We start from the raw sequence: 14,815 nt of genomic DNA, 5'->3' as shown, positions 1-14,815 counted from the left end.
ATGCCCGAATCCTCGCTGACCCTGGTCGACTGGCGCCGCCGCGTCTACGACAGCTATGCCGACGTCCGCTCCTCTACCGACCCGGCGTCAGCCCATTCGCGGTGGAGGGCCGTCCGCGACGAGATGTTTCAGACCCATCCGCAGAGTCCGCTGGCCGACGGCGACCCGCTGCGCGAGACCGGGCTGTCCTACTGGCCGTACGACCCCACCCTCCGGTTCGACACTCCGCTGCTGGCCGCCCAGCCGGCTGAGGACCGCCTGGTCGAAGCCGGCGGAGACGGGACCATCAGGATGCGGCTGATCGGCCGGGTCGAGCTGCCTGCCCCCATCGGCGGCAGCCTCGATGTGTGGTGGCTGCACCAGTACGGCGGCGGCATCTTCGTCCCGCTGCGGGACGGGACATCCGGCGAGCAGAGCTACGGCGGCGGCCGCTACCTGCTGGACACGGCCAAGGGATCGTGGCTGGGCGGTGGGGACGACTTCGTCACGCTCGACCTGAACTACGCCTATCACCCGTCGTGCCGCTACAACGCCGCTTGGCAGTGTCCGCTCGCTCCGACCGGCAACACCGTCACCGCTCGGATCGAGGCGGGCGAACGGCTCTGACGGGGTATCAGTAGGTCAGCGCAAGCGCAGGATCGCGCAGGATGGCCGCGACGTCCGCGAGGAAACGGGAACCCTGCTCGCCGTCCACCACCCGGTGGTCAAAGCTCAGCGCAAGAGTCGTGACCCACCGCGCGACGATCTGGTCGTCGTCACCGACCCACGGTCGACGGCCAATCGCTCCGACGGCGAGGATGCCGGCCTCGCCCGGGTTGAGGATCGGTGTGCCGGCGTCGATGCCGAAGACACCGATGTTGGTGATCGTGAACGAGCCCCCACTCATCTGCGCCGGCTGGGTCCTGCCATCACGCGCTGTGCCGATCAGATCGGCAAATGCCTCCGCGAGCTCCGGCAGCCCCATGCTGTCGGCGCCCACGATGTTGGGCACCACCAGGCCGCGTGGCGTCGCGGCCGCGATGCCGAGGTTGACCGAGCCCTTGAGCACGATCTCCTGGGCCGCGTCATCCCACGTCGAGTTGAGCTCGGGCGTGCGGCGCATCGCCAGACACACCGCACGCGCCACGATCAACAGCGGCGAGATCCGCATGCCGGCGAAGCGGGGATCGGCCTTGAGCTGGGTGACCAGGTCCATCGTGCGGGTCACGTCAAGCGTGACCCACTCGGTCACATGAGGAGCCGTGAACGCCGAGGACACCATCGCCTCGGCCGTCATCTTGCGCACGCCCTTGATCGGCACGCGAACGTCGTCGTGGGACGCGGGACGCGGCGCGGCAAGCGCAGGTGAGGAGTCCGATCCGTTCTGGGCTGCTCCGTTCTGGTCACGGCGGCCGGCGAAAGCCTCGACATCGGCCCGGGTGATGATCTCGCCGACAGCCGGAACGGCATCGAGCGAGACACCGAGATCCTTGGCCAGCTTGCGTACCGGCGGCTTCGCGAGTGCGCGCATCGAGCGCTGTGGGACCCGCTCACTGTCGACCGACGCCACGGCACCCTTGCGGGCCCGACGCTTCGTCGAAGTCGTGCGAGGCCCGTAGCCCACGAGCACCGACTGACGCTCCTCGGCCGGCGCGGCGGTCGCCGCCGGCTCGGGCTCCGGCACGAGGTCGACGGCGGACGCGAAGTCGCCGGCGGTCCTCGCCTGGGGCAGTCCCGCTGCGGGGGGCGCCGACTCAGCCGAGGCGGGCGCCGACTCGTCGGCCGTCGTGATCCGGATGATCGGGGTGCCGACGTCGACGGTCTCTCCCTCGGCGACGAGCAGCGCCTCGATCGTGCCCTCGTAGGGGCTGGGAAGCTCCACGATCGACTTCGCGGTCTCGATGTCGACGAGCACGTCGTTGACCTTGATGACGTCGCCGACGGCGACCTTCCAGGTGACGATCTCGGCCTCGGTCAGGCCTTCGCCGACGTCGGGCAGCTTGAACTCACTCATGACGACTCCTAGTAGGCAAGCGAACGGTCGACCGCTTCAAGCACACGGTCCAGACCCGGCAGGAACTCTTCTTCCGCGCGGCTCGGCGGATAGGGCAGGTCATAGCCTGTGACCCGCAGGACGGGCGCCTCGAGCGCATAGAAGCACTTCTCGGTGATCCGCGCCGAGATCTCCGCGCCCAGTCCCAGTGTCTGCGCGGCCTCGTGCACCACGATCGCGTGCCCGGTGCGACGCACGGACTCGAACACCGGATCAAGGTCCAGCGGCGACAGGGTGCGGAGGTCGATGACCTCGATGCTGTTGCCCTCCTCGGCTGCTGCGTCGGCTGACTCCAGGCAGGTCTTGACCATCGGGCCGTATGCGATCAGGGTCGCATCGGTGCCCTCACGGAGCACCCGCGACGTGTGCAGCGGGATCGGGTCCGACGTGAGGTCGACCTCACCCTGGTCCCAGTAGCGGCGCTTGGGTTCCATGAACACGATCGGGTCGTCGCTGGCGATGGCCTGCTGGATCATCCAGTAGGCGTCGTTGGCGTTGGAGCACGACACGACCTTGAGACCTGCGGTCAGGGCGAACTGCGCCTCGGGGCTCTCGGAATGGTGCTCGACCGCGCCGATTCCACCCCCGAACGGGATGCGGATCACGATCGGCATCTTGACCTTGCCGCTGCTGCGGAAGTGCAGCTTGGCGACCTGGCTGACGATCTGGTCGTACGCGGGGTAGACGAAGCCGTCGAACTGGATCTCCAGCACGGGCCGGTAGCCACGGAACGTGAGACCGATCGCCGTGCCCAGAATGCCGCTCTCGGACAGCGGGGCGTCGATCACCCGGCTCTCACCGAAATCCTTCTGCAGACCGTCGGTGATGCGGAAGACGCCCCCAAGCTTGCCGACGTCCTCTCCCATGATCATGACCTTGTCATCGGCCTCCATCGCGGCGCGCAGTCCGGCGTTGAGGCCCTTGCCGAGCGGCATTTTCACCGTGCTGGTCTCCGGTTTCGATTGCTGGCGCTCGCTCATGACGCGCTCCCCTCAGGCTCGAGACTGTCGCGGAAGGCGAGGTACTCGGCCTTCTGCTCGGCCAGCTCGGGCGTCCCCTCGACGAAGACCTTGTCGAACAGTGCTGCCAGGTCCGGCTCGGGCAGGGCTTTGCAGGTCTCGCGCAGATGCCGACCCAGCTCCTCCGCCTCGGCGTCGAGGTCGTCGAAGAACTCCTGGGGAGTGCCCTGCACGAGGAGATAGCGCTTGACCCGTTCAATCGGATCCTTGAGCTTCCAGGTCTCGACCTCGGCGCTGTCGCGGTACCGGGTCGGATCGTCCGATGTAGTGTGCGCACCCATCCGATAGGTGTAGGCCTCGATCAGCATGGGCCCCTGGCCATCACGGGCACGCTGCATCGCGGCGGTCGTGACCGCGTGGCAGGCCAGGACGTCGTTGCCGTCGACCCGGATGCCGCGGAAACCGAAGCCACCGGCGCGCTGGGCGATCGGACCACGGGTCTGCCGGTCAGTCGAGGCCGAGATGGCGTACTGGTTGTTCTGGCAGAAGAAGACCACCGGCGCGTTGAAGACCGCGGCCCAGTCGAAGGCCTCGTTGACGCTGCCCTGGCTCGTGGCGCCATCACCGAAGTACGCGATCACCGCGGCATCGCGGTCCGGGTCGTTGGTGCCGACCGCGCCGTCGAGGGTCAGACCCATCGCATACCCAGTCGCGTGCAGCGTCTGGGCGCCGATCACGATGCTGTAGAGCGCGAAGCCGTGCTCCGCCGGATCCCACCCGCCCAGCTCGACACCTCGGAACAGTCCGAGCAGCAGGGCCGGGTCGACGCCACGGCACAGGGCGACGCCGTGCTCGCGATAGGTCGGGAACGCGAAGTCCTGGGTCCGCAAGGCGCGACCCGAGCCGATCTGGGCGGCCTCCTGGCCCTGAGCCGGCGCCCAGAGGCCGAGCTCGCCGTGCCGCTGCAGGGCATGCGCCTCGAAGTCGATGCGGCGGCTGAGGACCAGGTCGCGGAACAGCTCGCGGATGCTGTCGTCATCGCCGTCGTAGGAGAACTCGTCGTGGCTGACGCGCTGACCCTCGGGGGTGAGGAGCTGTACGAGCGGAAAGGCTCCAGCGGGATCGTCGGCGACGTACGTATCGGGCATGGACACACTCATGCAACTACCTCAATCAATCGGTGAGCGGGATTGCCGCTTCGATGTCGAAGATGTGAGCCACCGGCGTCACAAGGGTGGCGGACGTTGGGGACTCACACGGACGTGACTGGCATCACATCTGAGACCACCGTATCCCGCTCGGGTCGCCGGGTCCAAACGCCGCCCCGGTCAGTGCGCGGCGCGCCAGGCCGCGGCCCGCGAGACCAGCAGGGCATTGACCTCCGGGGCCCCGATGCTGATCCGCACGCCGTCGCCGGCGAACGGGCGAACCGACACCGGATCTGCCGCTGCGGCGAAATCCATCGCGTCCTCGCCGAGCGGGAGCCAGACGAAGTTGGCCTCCGTCTCCGGCACCTGCCAACCCTGCCCCCGCAGTGCCGCGACCATCGCGATGCGCTCCTGCACGATCTCCTCGACCCGCTCGTCGAGGGCCTCCTGCGCATCGAGCGACGCCACCGCAGCGGCCTGGGAAAGATCGGTGACCGCGAAGGGTGGCGTGGCTTTGCGGATCGACTCCGCGACCGCGGGCCGGGCGATGGCGTAGCCGACCCGCAGACCCGCCAGGCCATATGCCTTGGAGAACGTGCGGAGGACCACGACGTTGCCGCGAGCAGCGAGCGCGGCGAGGCCATCGGCGGCTGACGGATCCCGCACGAACTCGACGTAGGCCTCGTCGATCACGACCAGCACGTCGTCCGGAACCGTGTCGAGGAACCGATGAAGCTCGTCGGCCGCCACCACCGGACCGGTCGGATTGTTGGGAGTGCACACGAGCACGACCCGCGTCCGATCCGTCACGGCCGCCGCCATGGCGTCGAGATCGTGTGTCGAATCCGCCCGGAGCGGCACACGGACGGTGGTCGCGCCGGTCAGGTCTGCCGCGATCGGGTACGCCTCGAACGAGCGCCAGGCGTAGACGATCTCGTCACCGGCCTCGAGGTGTGCAGTGAGCAGCGCGAACAGCACGGCAACCGAGCCGGTCCCGGCGGCGAAGTGGTCCGGCGACAGGCCGTGCCGTGCCGACAACGCTTCGTACAGGGCCGTCATGCCAGCATCGGGGTACCGGTTCATCCGGCCCAATTCGACCGCTGCGCGCTCCATGACTCCGGGCAGTGGTGCGAACGGGTTCTCGTTGCTGGAGAGCTTGTGGTCCTCGCTCGTCGCGGCCTTTCCCGGACGGTAGACCGGGATGTCGTCAAGGGCTCGTCGGGCGCGGGGGCTGCTCATGCGCCGAGCGTATCCGCCATGATCGACTCGTGACCGTCCGCAATCCCCGACTCGGCTATGCGCTGGTCGTGGTGGCGGCCGTCCTGTTCGGGGTCAACGGCGGCGTCTCTCGCGTCGCGATGGGCTCCAACCTCAGCCCCGAGTCATTCACGACCCTGCGCATCACCGGCGCAACGATCGTGTTCGTCGCGTACGCCGCGTGCTTCCGCCGATCAGCGCTGCGGCGCCCCCGGGGCAGTGCGCTGATCCTGGTCATCGGACTCGGCTTGGTCGGGGTCACTTCACTGCAGCTGACCTACAACGTCGCGATTGACCGCCTGCCCCTCGGGATCGCGCTGCTGCTGGAGTTCCTCGCGCCGGTCCTGGTCGTGCTCTGGGTGCGATTCGTCCGCAAGGAGCCCGTGCGCGGACGGATGTGGGTCGCGGTCGGGCTCGCCGTCGTGGGGCTCGCGGTCGTCGGTCGGGTGTGGAACGGCCTGACCTTCGATGGCCTCGGCGTCGTCATGGGGCTGCTCGCTGCGGTCAGCTTCGCCTCGTACTTCCTGCTCGGCGAGCACAACGTCGGCATCGACGACCCGCTGCGGGTGCTGCTGTGGGCCTTCGTGGTCGCCACCGTCGCGATGAACCTGATCGAGCCGGTCTGGGCGACGCCTGAGCTGCAGGGCCGGACGTCCCTGCTCGAACGGCTCGACCAGTACACCGCCAATCCATGGCTCGTCGTCGCGATCGTCGTGGTCCCGGGGACGGTGGTGCCGTTCTTCCTCGAGATGGTGGCCCTGCGCCACCTGCCGGCGACGATCGTGACCGTCGTGGCGATGCTGGAGCCGGTCATCGCGAACGTCATCGGCTGGGCCTGGTTCCGCGAGTCGCTGACCCCGGTCCAGATCGGCGGCGCGGTCGCGGTGCTCGTGGGGATCGTGCTGGCTCAGACGTCCCGCGAGGTCGAACGGATCCTCCCACCGCCCTAGCGGCGGCGGAAGCACCATCAGTGCAACAATCGGCGACATGCCCAAGCTCCTGACTGCATGGATCCTCAGCGGGCTCGCGCTCGCTGCCACTGCTGGCCTGCTCGGCGATCACATGAACATCGGGGTCGCCAGCGACTCGACCGGCGAGCGCGTTGCCGCGATCGCCGCGGTCGCCGGTGTGTTCACTGCCATCAATGCGTTCGTCGCGCCGGTGCTCAAGGCCTTCTCGCTGCCGTTCATCATCGTGACACTCGGTCTCGCTCTCTTGGTGATCAACGCCCTGCTCCTGCTGCTCACCGAGTGGGTCACGGGCAAGTTCGGCGTCGTCTTCGAGGTCGACGGCTTCTGGTGGGCCATGCTCGGCTCCGTCGTCATCTCGATCGTCAACACGGTGCTCAGCGGCTTCACCGGCAAGAGCGCCCGCCCCCTACGGTGACGTACCGGATCGCCGTGGTCTGCCTCGGCAACATCTGTCGATCACCGATGGCGCACGTCGTGCTGGAGGACCGGCTGGAGCGGGCCGGACTCGCCGATCGCGTCGAGGTGGCCTCGGCCGGCACCGGCGGCTGGCACGTCGGGCAGCCGATGGACCGGCGTGCCGCCGCGGCGCTGAGTGCGGCCGGTTACGACTCCAGTCGGCACCGGGCGCGCACGTTCACGACCGACTGGTACGCCGAGAACGACCTGTTGCTGGCGATGGACGCCAGCAACCATGCCGACATGACCCGGCAGTCGCCGACGGTCCAGCAGACCGAGCAGGTTCGGATGTTTCGCGAGTTCGATCCTGTGGCGACCGCGGCCGACAACGAGGTCCCGGACCCCTACTACGGCAGCGGCGACGGCTTCCGCGAGGTGCTGGCGATGATCGAGCGCACGACCGATGAGCTCGTCGCCCGGCTACCGGACCTGATGGACAACTGAACGTCCGCCCCCGCACGCGGTAACCTCGGGCCCATGGCACGCATGGCAGGAACCGCCGCCCGGGCGGAGGCACTCCTCGGCCTCGGTGTCGTCTCGACCACCCCGGTCGCCGGTGGCGACATCTGCACGGCGACCCGACTGAGGCTGACCGATGGGCGGGGGGCGATCATCAAGACCCGCCCCCAGGCTCCCGAGGGCTTCTTTCTGCGCGAGGCCGAAGGGCTCGAATGGCTTGGCGGCGCGCACGGCGCCAAGGTCCCCCGCGTGCTCGCCGTCGCCGAGGATTGCCTGATCATCGACTGGATTGAACCGTCCAAGCCGACGACAGACCTCGCAGAACGCTTCGGTCGTGCGCTCGCCGCGACACATCAGGCCGGGGCGGACGGCTTCGGTGCCCCGCAGAACGGATTCATCGGTCTCGCCCCGCTGCCCAACCGACCCTCGCCGACCTGGCCGGAGTTCTTCGCCTCACGGCGGGTCATGCCCTACGTCCGCGCTGCGGTCGATCGGGAGGCCCTCACGGCGGACGAGGCGGCCACGATCGAGACGGCGATGCGCCGCATCCATGAGCTGGCCGGACCAGCGGAGCCACCAGCCCGTGTCCACGGCGATCTGTGGTCGGGCAATCTCGTCTGGGGCTCCGACGGCGACGTGTGGCTGATCGATCCCGCCGCTCACGGCGGTCACCGGGAGACCGACCTGGCGATGCTGTCCCTGTTCGGCGCCCCCCATCTGCAACGCATCCTCGACGCCTACGCCGAAGCGTCTCCGCTGGCCGACGGGTGGCAGGAACGACAGGCCCTGCACCAGCTGCACCCACTGCTGGTGCACGCCATGCTGTTCGGCGGCACCTACGGCGCCCGCGCCGGGGCGGCGGCGCAGTCGCTCGTCGACGGCCCAGCCCGGGCCTGAATCGACCGTGTCCGGCGACGATTCAGCAATCCCTCAGGCGCGGCAGGCAGACTGAACCCATGCGCATCCTTGTCGTCGATGATGACCGCGCCGTGCGCGACTCGCTGCGCCGGTCCTTGGAGTTCAACGGTTACACCGTCGATCTGGCCTCTGACGGAGCCGAGGCTTTGGCACGGGTCCCGCAGACCAATCCAGACGCGATCATCATGGACGTCATGATGCCGCGACTCGACGGTCTCGAGGCGACACGTGCACTGCGCGGCGCCGGCAATGACGTCCCGATCCTCGTCCTGACTGCGCGAGATGCGGTGTCGGACCGCGTCGACGGCCTCGATGCGGGTGCCGACGACTACCTCACCAAGCCCTTCGCCCTCGAGGAGCTGCTCGCCAGGGTGCGCTCGCTGCTGCGCCGCTCGAGCCGCGCCGCGGCGGTCGAGCCGGACGAGAAGCCGCTGGTGTTCGCGGACCTGTCGCTGGATCCGGTGACCCGAGATGTCACGCGTGGTGAGCGTTCGCTGTCGCTGACCCGTACCGAGTTCGCGCTGCTCGAGCTCTTCCTCCAGCGACCCAAGCGGGTGCTGGAGCGTTCATTCATCCTCGAGGAGGTCTGGGGATTCGACTTCCCCACGACCGCCAACTCGCTCGAGGTCTACGTCGGATACGTCCGCCGCAAGCTCGAGGCGGAGGGCGAGTCCCGCCTGCTGCACACCGTGCGGGGCGTCGGATACGTCCTGCGCGAGACGCCCCCGTGATCGCTGGACTGCACCGTCTGGTCCGCCTCTTCACCCACCGGATGACGCTGGCCCTGCGGGTCGCGGTGCTCACGACACTTGCCGTGGCGGCGACGCTCAGCGTCGTCAGCGCGACGGTGTTCGTGGTGGTGCGCGCAGAGTTCAAGAGCTCCCTGGACGAGTCGATGCTGCGGCGGGCCCACACGGCCGTGCAGGGCGACTACCCCGCACGCATCATCCGCGGCGAGTCCGAGGACGAGCTCGCCGTCGCTGACGTCAAGCTGGCCGTCGTGCGGGGCGGCGCGCTGCGGCCCGACACCAACTTGAGGTCTGACGGGGGCTTCGTGGACTACCACGAGCTCGAGGTCGCCATCGGGGAGCAGACCCACTCGATGCGCACCACCCACATCGGTGGGACGCCATATCGGGTCGTGGCGGTGCAGGCTGGGCCCGGCACCGCGCTGGTCATGGCCCAGTCGATGGAATCGATCGAGCAGGCCCTGGAGCGACTCAAGCTGATCCTCCTGCTGGCCAGCTTCTCCGGCGTGGTGATCGCTGGACTCGCAGGGTGGGGCGTCGCGACCAATGGCCTGCGCCCGGTCCGCCGACTCACCGCCGCCACCGAGCATGTCGCGCGCACCGCCGAACTGACCCCCATCCAGGTGACGGGGCACGATGAGCTCGCTCGTCTGACGACCTCGTTCAACGCGATGCTGCAGGCGCTTGATGCCTCACAGGAGCGCCAGCGTCAGCTGGTTGCGGATGCTGGGCACGAGCTGCGCACCCCACTGACCAGCCTGCGTACCAACATCGAGCTGATCGGCCAGGCCGCCGACACGACGGAACGGTCTCTGAGCGACGACCAACGCCACGAGATCATGGGCGACGTCCGGTCCCAGCTCGAAGAGCTGACGACTCTCGTCGGCGATCTGGTCGAGCTGGCGCGCGACGAACCGATGCGACGTGATCCCGAGCCCCTGGACTTCGCCGATGTCGTCAACCAGGCCGTGAGCCGGGTGCGCCTGCGCGCACCCCAGGTCACCTTCGACGTCGACCTGCAGCCTTGGATGGTGTTCGGCGAGCCACAGCTCCTCGAGCGCGCCGTGACGAACCTGCTCGACAATGCTGCGAAGTGGAGCTACGAAGGGGGGGCGGTGCGGGTCCGCCTGGGCCAGGGCGCCCTGACTGTCTCGGACGAAGGACCCGGCATCGACCCGCGCGATCTTCCGCACATCTTCGATCGGTTCTACCGTTCGCGCGAAGCCCGTACCCTGCCGGGATCAGGGCTGGGGCTGTCGATCGTCAAGCGTGCCGCGGAGCGTCACGGTGGAACCGTGGATGTCGCGTCCGGGCCGGACGGTGGCACCACGTTCACGGTCACGCTGCCCGACTCACACCCGTCCTGACCTCGGGTTTCTTTGATCGCTCACACACCGCTCTCAGAGCGATCTCAGTGATGCGCGAGAATCTATGACCATGACCGATTCGAAGGATCCGTTCGCCGATCATCCGTACGTACCGCCGACGGAGCGCGAAGAAGCCAGCACTCGCGCGCCCGACTCGTCGGAGACCGCTGCCCCCGAGACCACCTCACCGGAGGATGCGGGCCGCGAGCACACGACGTCGGCGCCCGAGACCGGCCAGCCAGCCCCTGCTCCGACGACAGCCGCTTCCGAGCAGCCACCGGCCAGGGACGCGTACACGCACCGCTACGCCACCCAAGGCAGCTCGTCCACCGAACCAGAAGCGGGTCGGGTCGATCCCACGCGATCGTTCCCCGCCGACGACACGACCGCGTTCTCGACCGATGATGGCGGAAACCAGCCGACGGCCAAGCCGAAGAAGCGACGAGGTCGGCGGCTTGCTGGCGCGACGGCACTCATCCTGCTCGCGGGCGGTGCCGGGTACGGCGGCGCCTACCTCCAGGACCAGGCACAGGACGACTCCGGAAACTCCTCGAACGTGAGCTCGCTGGACACCGGCAAGGTCACCAACACCAACGTGCCGGCCGGGGCGGTCGAGCAGGTGGCCGCGAAGGTCCTGCCGTCCGTCGTGCAGATCAACGTCAAGGGCTCGCAGGAATCCGGCTCTGGCACCGGCATCATCATCAGCAGCGACGGCGAGATCCTCACCAACAACCACGTCACCGCAGTGGCCGGCAAGAGCGGCACCATCACGGTTGCGTTCAACGACGGATCGAACACCACCGCCAAGATCGTCGGCGCCGATCCCAAGACCGATCTCGCAGTCATCAAGGCCAAGGGCAAGACCGGACTGACCCCGGCCACGCTCGGGACGTCTGCCGATCTTCGCGTCGGCCAGGAGGTCGTCGCGATCGGTTCGCCATTCGGCCTCGAGAGCACCGTCACCCAGGGCATCGTCTCGGCGCTCAACCGCCCCGTGACGTCCTCGGACGGCAGCTCCGATCCCACCAAGTCCAACACGTTCCCCGCGATCCAGACCGATGCCGCGATCAACCCGGGCAACTCCGGTGGCCCCCTGGTCGACATCAAGGGCAACGTGATCGGGATCAACTCGGCGATCAAGGCCTCCGGATCCACCGAAGGCGGATCGATCGGCCTCGGCTTCGCCATCCCGGTCGACCTCGCCAAGAACGTCTCGAAGCACCTGGTCAAGGGCGAAAAGGTTGAGCACGCGCAGATCGGCGTCTCGGTGCGCCCTGCAGTCGGCGCGGATGGCATCACCGGCGTGGGCGCGCTGATCGGCGATGTCACCTCCGGTGGCGCCGGGGACAAGGCCGGGCTCAAGAAGGGCGACATCATCACGGCCGTCAACGGGCATCTGATCCCCAGCTCGGAAGCGCTGGTGGCTTCGGTCCGCGGCTACCAGCCCGGCGAGAAGGTCACCGTCTCCTTCCGTCGTGACGGCAAGCAGACCCAGATAGACGTGACGCTGGATTCGGACGGCGGCAGCACGACCGGCTGACGATCTGCTCGACCCCAACACCCGGGGCGGCCCGCTCAGAGGTCCGCATCGGGCGTTGGGGTCTCAGTTTCGGCGGGAAAGCGTGTCACGATGGCCGATTCTCGCTCGTGCAGCGGGTCGCTCCTGACTAACGTGAACCTGTGAAGACCGATCGCGACCTGTCGTTGCCGGCCTTGCTCGTCACGGTCGCCGTCTGGGCGTCGGCCTTCGTCGGAATTCGCGCGGTCGGCGACACCTTCTCGCCCGGTTCTCTGACGCTGGGCCGCCTCGCGGTCGGCGCTCTCGCGCTCACGTTCTTCGCCCGACCGCGCAGCACGGCGCTGCCCACCGGGCGCCCCTTGCTGCTGGTCGCGTTGTACGGCGTCGTCTGGTTCGGCGCCTACAACATCGCGTTGAATGCCGCCGAACGCGATCTCGATGCCGGTACGACCGCTCTGATCGTGAATGTGGGCCCGATCTTCGCGGCAGTGATAGCGGGATTCCTCTACCGGGAGGGCTTTCCCCGACCGTTGATGATCGGGATGGGCATCGCCTTCGGCGGAGTGATCCTGATCGCCCTGAGCGCCGACAACCCCTCGACAGGTGTCGAGACAGCGAGCACGACTGGAGTCTTGCTGTGCGTCGCGGCAGCGGCCTTCTACGCCTTCGGCGCGCTGGCGCAGAAACCCGCCCTCAAGCACATGCAACCAGTGATGTCGGTGTGGCTCGGTTGCCTGGTCGGTGTCGTGGTCTGTCTGCCATTCGCTCCCGCCCTGGTGGCCGAGCTCGGGTCCGCGTCGGCCCATGACATCGGCTGGCTCGTCTACCTCGGCGTGTTCCCGACCGCAATCGGCTTCAGCACCTGGTCATACGCGCTCAAACGCATCTCGACCGGCCAGGCTGCCTCCACGACGTACCTCGTCCCGGCCGTCGCGACGCTGATCTCGTGGGCGGTCCTCGATGAGGTGCCCGCGGCGCTCGCGTTCGTGGGCGGCGTGTTGTGCCTCGTCGGGGTTGCCATCACCCGCCTCAAGATTCGGCGTCGGAGCACTCCCAGCCGCACCCTCACGACGCCGGCGAGCTGAGCGAACCGGGCTGACACGCGCACCCCGGGCCGGGCCGGTATCGTCCGAATCTGACACCACCCCACCTCCGAAGGGCCCCATGAAAGACACAGGAACGAGTCCGGCCGATCGCGCATCGCAACTGATGCGGGGTTATCAGATCACCTCGCGGCGGCGCCGACTCACCACCACGGTCGTGGTAGTGATCGGGGTCGTGGCGGCAACGTTCGGTGCTCAGAAAGCACTGAGCATCAAGAATGACAACGGTGCTCAGGCTCTCGCCCCCCAACATGCGACCAAGGACTTCGGCTTTCGGCTGACCCCCGCGCTGGTGGAGGGCAAGAAGCGTACCCAGACCCCGGTCACCGTCACGCTGTACGAGGACTTCCTCTGCCCTTCATGCCGGGTGTTCGAGAAGCGAAGCGGCGACTTCCTGCGCTCAGCAGTCAAGCAGGGTCGGATCGTCCTTGAATACCGTCCCTTCACGTTTTTGGTCGGGGCCAGCAGCAATCGCTACACAGAACGGGCGTCGAACGCCGCCGCCTGTGTGGCGGACTCGGCCGGTGTCGTCGCATATGCGAAGTTTCACGACCGGCTCTTCGCGCATCAGCCCACCGAAGGAGGCGCCGGCCACAAGGACGACAAGCTGATCGCGTGGGCCAAGAAGGCAGGCGCCCCCAAGGCCGAGCGGTGCATACGCGACGAGAAGTTCGCGGACTGGATCGTCCAGGCATTGGCTGAAGGCAAGGATCGCGGGGTTTCGACCACCCCGACGGTGAGTGTCAACGGCAGCGTCCTGCAGGTGGCGGGGGACAGTGGAGGAACTGCCATCCCAGGCCCCAAGGTGCTCGAGCAGGCCATCTCCAGATTCAACAAGTGACGAGACGTCACAAGAACTTCGCAGCGGCGCAGTCGTGTCCTAGCATGAAAGCCATGTCGGGACCCGTTGCCGATGGCACTGCGACCAGCGCCGCGCATCCGCCGGAGCGTCCGTCCTTTGCCTCGGGACTGCCGCAGCGCACGGAGGTTCCCACTCCCGGGACGATCGGAATCGCCGCGTGGTCCGTTCGGCTGAGCGTCCTTGCCTTCATTGTCCCCACCGCGCTCGCCGGAATGAGGCAGGCGGATCTCCGCAAAGCCTTGCGCAAGGCCTTGGACGCGCAGGCGCCGGACTACTCCGCAACGGAGATCGGCCGAGCTGTCATCGTCGCTCTCGTCTCGCTTGCAGCCATCGGCGTCATCCTCTCGCTTCTCGAGCTCAGCGCGCTCTCAGCGCTTCGACAGCGTCGTCGTGGGGGCCGTACAGCCCTGATCGTCCTGACCGCGTTTCACCTTCCGGTGCTGGTGGTCATCTCAGCCTTTCGGGGAGCAGGGACCCTCGATCTCACGCTCACGGCGACACAGGGGCTCCTGCTCATCGCCGCCGCCGCTACAGCTGCTCTACCGGCCACCAAGCGCTGGCTGAACGCGAAGCCGCCGCTGGCCGTCACATCCCTGCTCAAGCCCCACGAAGCGTCAGATCACCCCGACCGACCAGAGCCGGGGCGCTGAGCCCACGACTCAGCTGTTCGACACCAAGGTGTTGGCCACCTGGTCGATGATCCCTTCACAGCTGCGCACGACGACTCGACCCGCGGCAGCCACCTCACGCTCGGTCAACGGATTGTCGACCAGCGCCAGCCAACGCCACAGGGTTTCGTGAGCCACGTTCGACAGCTCGTCCGCCGAAGCGTCCTCGCCCAGCCCAAGCCGCTGGTGAGGCGCCGTCCCATGACCGCCGATCAGGCGCGTGAGCTCGTTCAAGCTCTGCTCATCGATCATCAGGTCAACCGATCGCACTCGGCTGATCAGCCGCATCTCGCGAAATGCATGGGAATTGTTGAGATACTCCTCAGCAGTTTCGAGCAGCAGACGAC

Annotated in this window: 16 protein-coding genes; 11 read left to right on the top strand and 5 right to left on the bottom strand. The window is 67.8% G+C overall.

The annotated features are described in order from the left end of the window. Nucleotides 1-606 (top strand): DUF1684 domain-containing protein, encoded by a 606-nt coding sequence (locus WB461_RS02855; RefSeq protein ID WP_423851211.1) that lies wholly within the window; start codon nt 1-3, stop codon nt 604-606. A gap of 7 nt (nt 607-613) precedes the next feature. Here the strand turns inward: WB461_RS02855 and WB461_RS02850 are convergent, their stop codons facing one another. The 4 genes from WB461_RS02850 to WB461_RS02835 all read right to left on the bottom strand — a co-directional run bounded on the left by WB461_RS02850 (nt 614) and on the right by WB461_RS02835 (nt 5,378). Then, nucleotides 614-1,993, bottom strand: a complete 1,380-nt coding sequence (locus tag WB461_RS02850) for a dihydrolipoamide acetyltransferase family protein (protein ID WP_423851210.1) — start codon at nt 1,991-1,993, stop codon at nt 614-616. An 8-nt stretch (nt 1,994-2,001) separates the two neighbouring features. Then, nucleotides 2,002-3,012, bottom strand: coding sequence for an alpha-ketoacid dehydrogenase subunit beta (locus WB461_RS02845; protein WP_423851209.1), 1,011 nt, complete (start codon nt 3,010-3,012; stop codon nt 2,002-2,004). After that, a complete protein-coding gene (gene pdhA, locus WB461_RS02840) occupies nt 3,009-4,139 on the bottom strand; it encodes a pyruvate dehydrogenase (acetyl-transferring) E1 component subunit alpha (RefSeq protein ID WP_423851208.1) in 1,131 nt (376 codons plus the stop codon). Before pdhA ends, WB461_RS02845 begins: the two co-directional genes overlap by 4 nt. Before the next feature lie 180 nt (nt 4,140-4,319). Further along, complete coding sequence (locus WB461_RS02835; RefSeq protein WP_423851207.1) at nt 4,320-5,378, bottom strand: histidinol-phosphate transaminase; 1,059 nt, start codon at nt 5,376-5,378, stop codon at nt 4,320-4,322. Between the two features lie 29 nt (nt 5,379-5,407). On the opposite strand from WB461_RS02835, the gene WB461_RS02830 reads away from it, so the two are divergent. The 10 genes from WB461_RS02830 to WB461_RS02785 all read left to right on the top strand — a co-directional run bounded on the left by WB461_RS02830 (nt 5,408) and on the right by WB461_RS02785 (nt 14,450). After that, on the top strand, nt 5,408-6,346 hold the full coding sequence (locus WB461_RS02830) for an EamA family transporter (RefSeq protein WP_423851206.1): 939 nt from the start codon (nt 5,408-5,410) through the stop codon (nt 6,344-6,346). A gap of 37 nt (nt 6,347-6,383) precedes the next feature. Continuing rightward, nucleotides 6,384-6,782 carry a phage holin family protein gene (locus WB461_RS02825; protein ID WP_423851205.1) on the top strand — a complete coding sequence of 133 codons (399 nt, stop codon included), beginning with the start codon at nt 6,384-6,386 and terminating at the stop codon, nt 6,780-6,782. Further along, nucleotides 6,779-7,267 carry a low molecular weight protein-tyrosine-phosphatase gene (locus tag WB461_RS02820; RefSeq protein ID WP_423851204.1) on the top strand — a complete coding sequence of 163 codons (489 nt, stop codon included), beginning with the start codon at nt 6,779-6,781 and terminating at the stop codon, nt 7,265-7,267. The genes WB461_RS02825 and WB461_RS02820 overlap by 4 nt, the downstream gene beginning before the upstream one ends. Before the next feature lie 33 nt (nt 7,268-7,300). Continuing rightward, on the top strand, nt 7,301-8,179 hold the full coding sequence (locus WB461_RS02815; protein ID WP_423851203.1) for a fructosamine kinase family protein: 879 nt from the start codon (nt 7,301-7,303) through the stop codon (nt 8,177-8,179). A gap of 59 nt (nt 8,180-8,238) precedes the next feature. Beyond that, a complete protein-coding gene (locus WB461_RS02810) occupies nt 8,239-8,931 on the top strand; it encodes a response regulator transcription factor (RefSeq protein WP_423851202.1) in 693 nt (230 codons plus the stop codon). Beyond that, nucleotides 8,928-10,316, top strand: a complete 1,389-nt coding sequence (locus WB461_RS02805) for an ATP-binding protein (RefSeq protein ID WP_423851201.1) — start codon at nt 8,928-8,930, stop codon at nt 10,314-10,316. Before WB461_RS02810 ends, WB461_RS02805 begins: the two co-directional genes overlap by 4 nt. A 70-nt stretch (nt 10,317-10,386) precedes the next feature. Continuing rightward, entirely contained in the window at nt 10,387-11,856 is a 1,470-nt protein-coding gene (locus tag WB461_RS02800; RefSeq protein ID WP_423851200.1) for a trypsin-like peptidase domain-containing protein, read from the top strand. Nucleotides 11,857-11,996: 140 nt separating this feature from the next. Continuing rightward, nucleotides 11,997-12,920, top strand: a complete 924-nt coding sequence (locus WB461_RS02795) for a DMT family transporter (RefSeq protein WP_423851199.1) — start codon at nt 11,997-11,999, stop codon at nt 12,918-12,920. A gap of 124 nt (nt 12,921-13,044) precedes the next feature. After that, nucleotides 13,045-13,779: a DsbA family protein gene (locus tag WB461_RS02790; protein ID WP_423851198.1), complete on the top strand. Its 735-nt coding sequence runs from the start codon at nt 13,045-13,047 to the stop codon at nt 13,777-13,779. A gap of 53 nt (nt 13,780-13,832) precedes the next feature. Continuing rightward, nucleotides 13,833-14,450: a hypothetical protein gene (locus WB461_RS02785; RefSeq protein WP_423851197.1), complete on the top strand. Its 618-nt coding sequence runs from the start codon at nt 13,833-13,835 to the stop codon at nt 14,448-14,450. Between the two features lie 9 nt (nt 14,451-14,459). On the opposite strand, the gene WB461_RS02780 is transcribed toward WB461_RS02785, so the two are convergent. After that, nucleotides 14,460-14,815, bottom strand: a 356-nt coding sequence (locus tag WB461_RS02780) for a hypothetical protein (RefSeq protein WP_423851196.1), incomplete at its 5' end; no start/stop codon positions are given.

Source organism: Aeromicrobium sp., assembly GCF_049587115.1.
Taxonomy (GTDB): domain Bacteria; phylum Actinomycetota; class Actinomycetes; order Propionibacteriales; family Nocardioidaceae; genus Aeromicrobium.
Note: the sequence above shows the minus strand (reverse complement) of the source record. Positions and strands in the feature narration are given on the sequence as shown.

Bases quoted from the DNA above. Each gene is read 5' to 3' on its own strand.
- WB461_RS02845 (WP_423851209.1), bottom strand. From the start codon at position 3,012: ATGAGCGAGCGCCAGCAATCGAAACCGGAGACCAGCACGGTGAAAATG.
- WB461_RS02800 (WP_423851200.1), top strand. From the start codon at position 10,387: ATGACCGATTCGAAGGATCCGTTCGCCGATCATCCGTACGTACCGCCG.
- WB461_RS02810 (WP_423851202.1), top strand. From the start codon at position 8,239: ATGCGCATCCTTGTCGTCGATGATGACCGCGCCGTGCGCGACTCGCTG.
- WB461_RS02850 (WP_423851210.1), bottom strand. From the start codon at position 1,993: ATGAGTGAGTTCAAGCTGCCCGACGTCGGCGAAGGCCTGACCGAGGCC.
- WB461_RS02855 (WP_423851211.1), top strand. From the start codon at position 1: ATGCCCGAATCCTCGCTGACCCTGGTCGACTGGCGCCGCCGCGTCTAC.
- WB461_RS02835 (WP_423851207.1), bottom strand. From the start codon at position 5,378: ATGAGCAGCCCCCGCGCCCGACGAGCCCTTGACGACATCCCGGTCTAC.
- WB461_RS02790 (WP_423851198.1), top strand. From the start codon at position 13,045: ATGCGGGGTTATCAGATCACCTCGCGGCGGCGCCGACTCACCACCACG.
- pdhA (WP_423851208.1), bottom strand. From the start codon at position 4,139: ATGCCCGATACGTACGTCGCCGACGATCCCGCTGGAGCCTTTCCGCTC.
- WB461_RS02825 (WP_423851205.1), top strand. From the start codon at position 6,384: ATGCCCAAGCTCCTGACTGCATGGATCCTCAGCGGGCTCGCGCTCGCT.
- WB461_RS02785 (WP_423851197.1), top strand. From the start codon at position 13,833: ATGTCGGGACCCGTTGCCGATGGCACTGCGACCAGCGCCGCGCATCCG.
- WB461_RS02815 (WP_423851203.1), top strand. From the start codon at position 7,301: ATGGCACGCATGGCAGGAACCGCCGCCCGGGCGGAGGCACTCCTCGGC.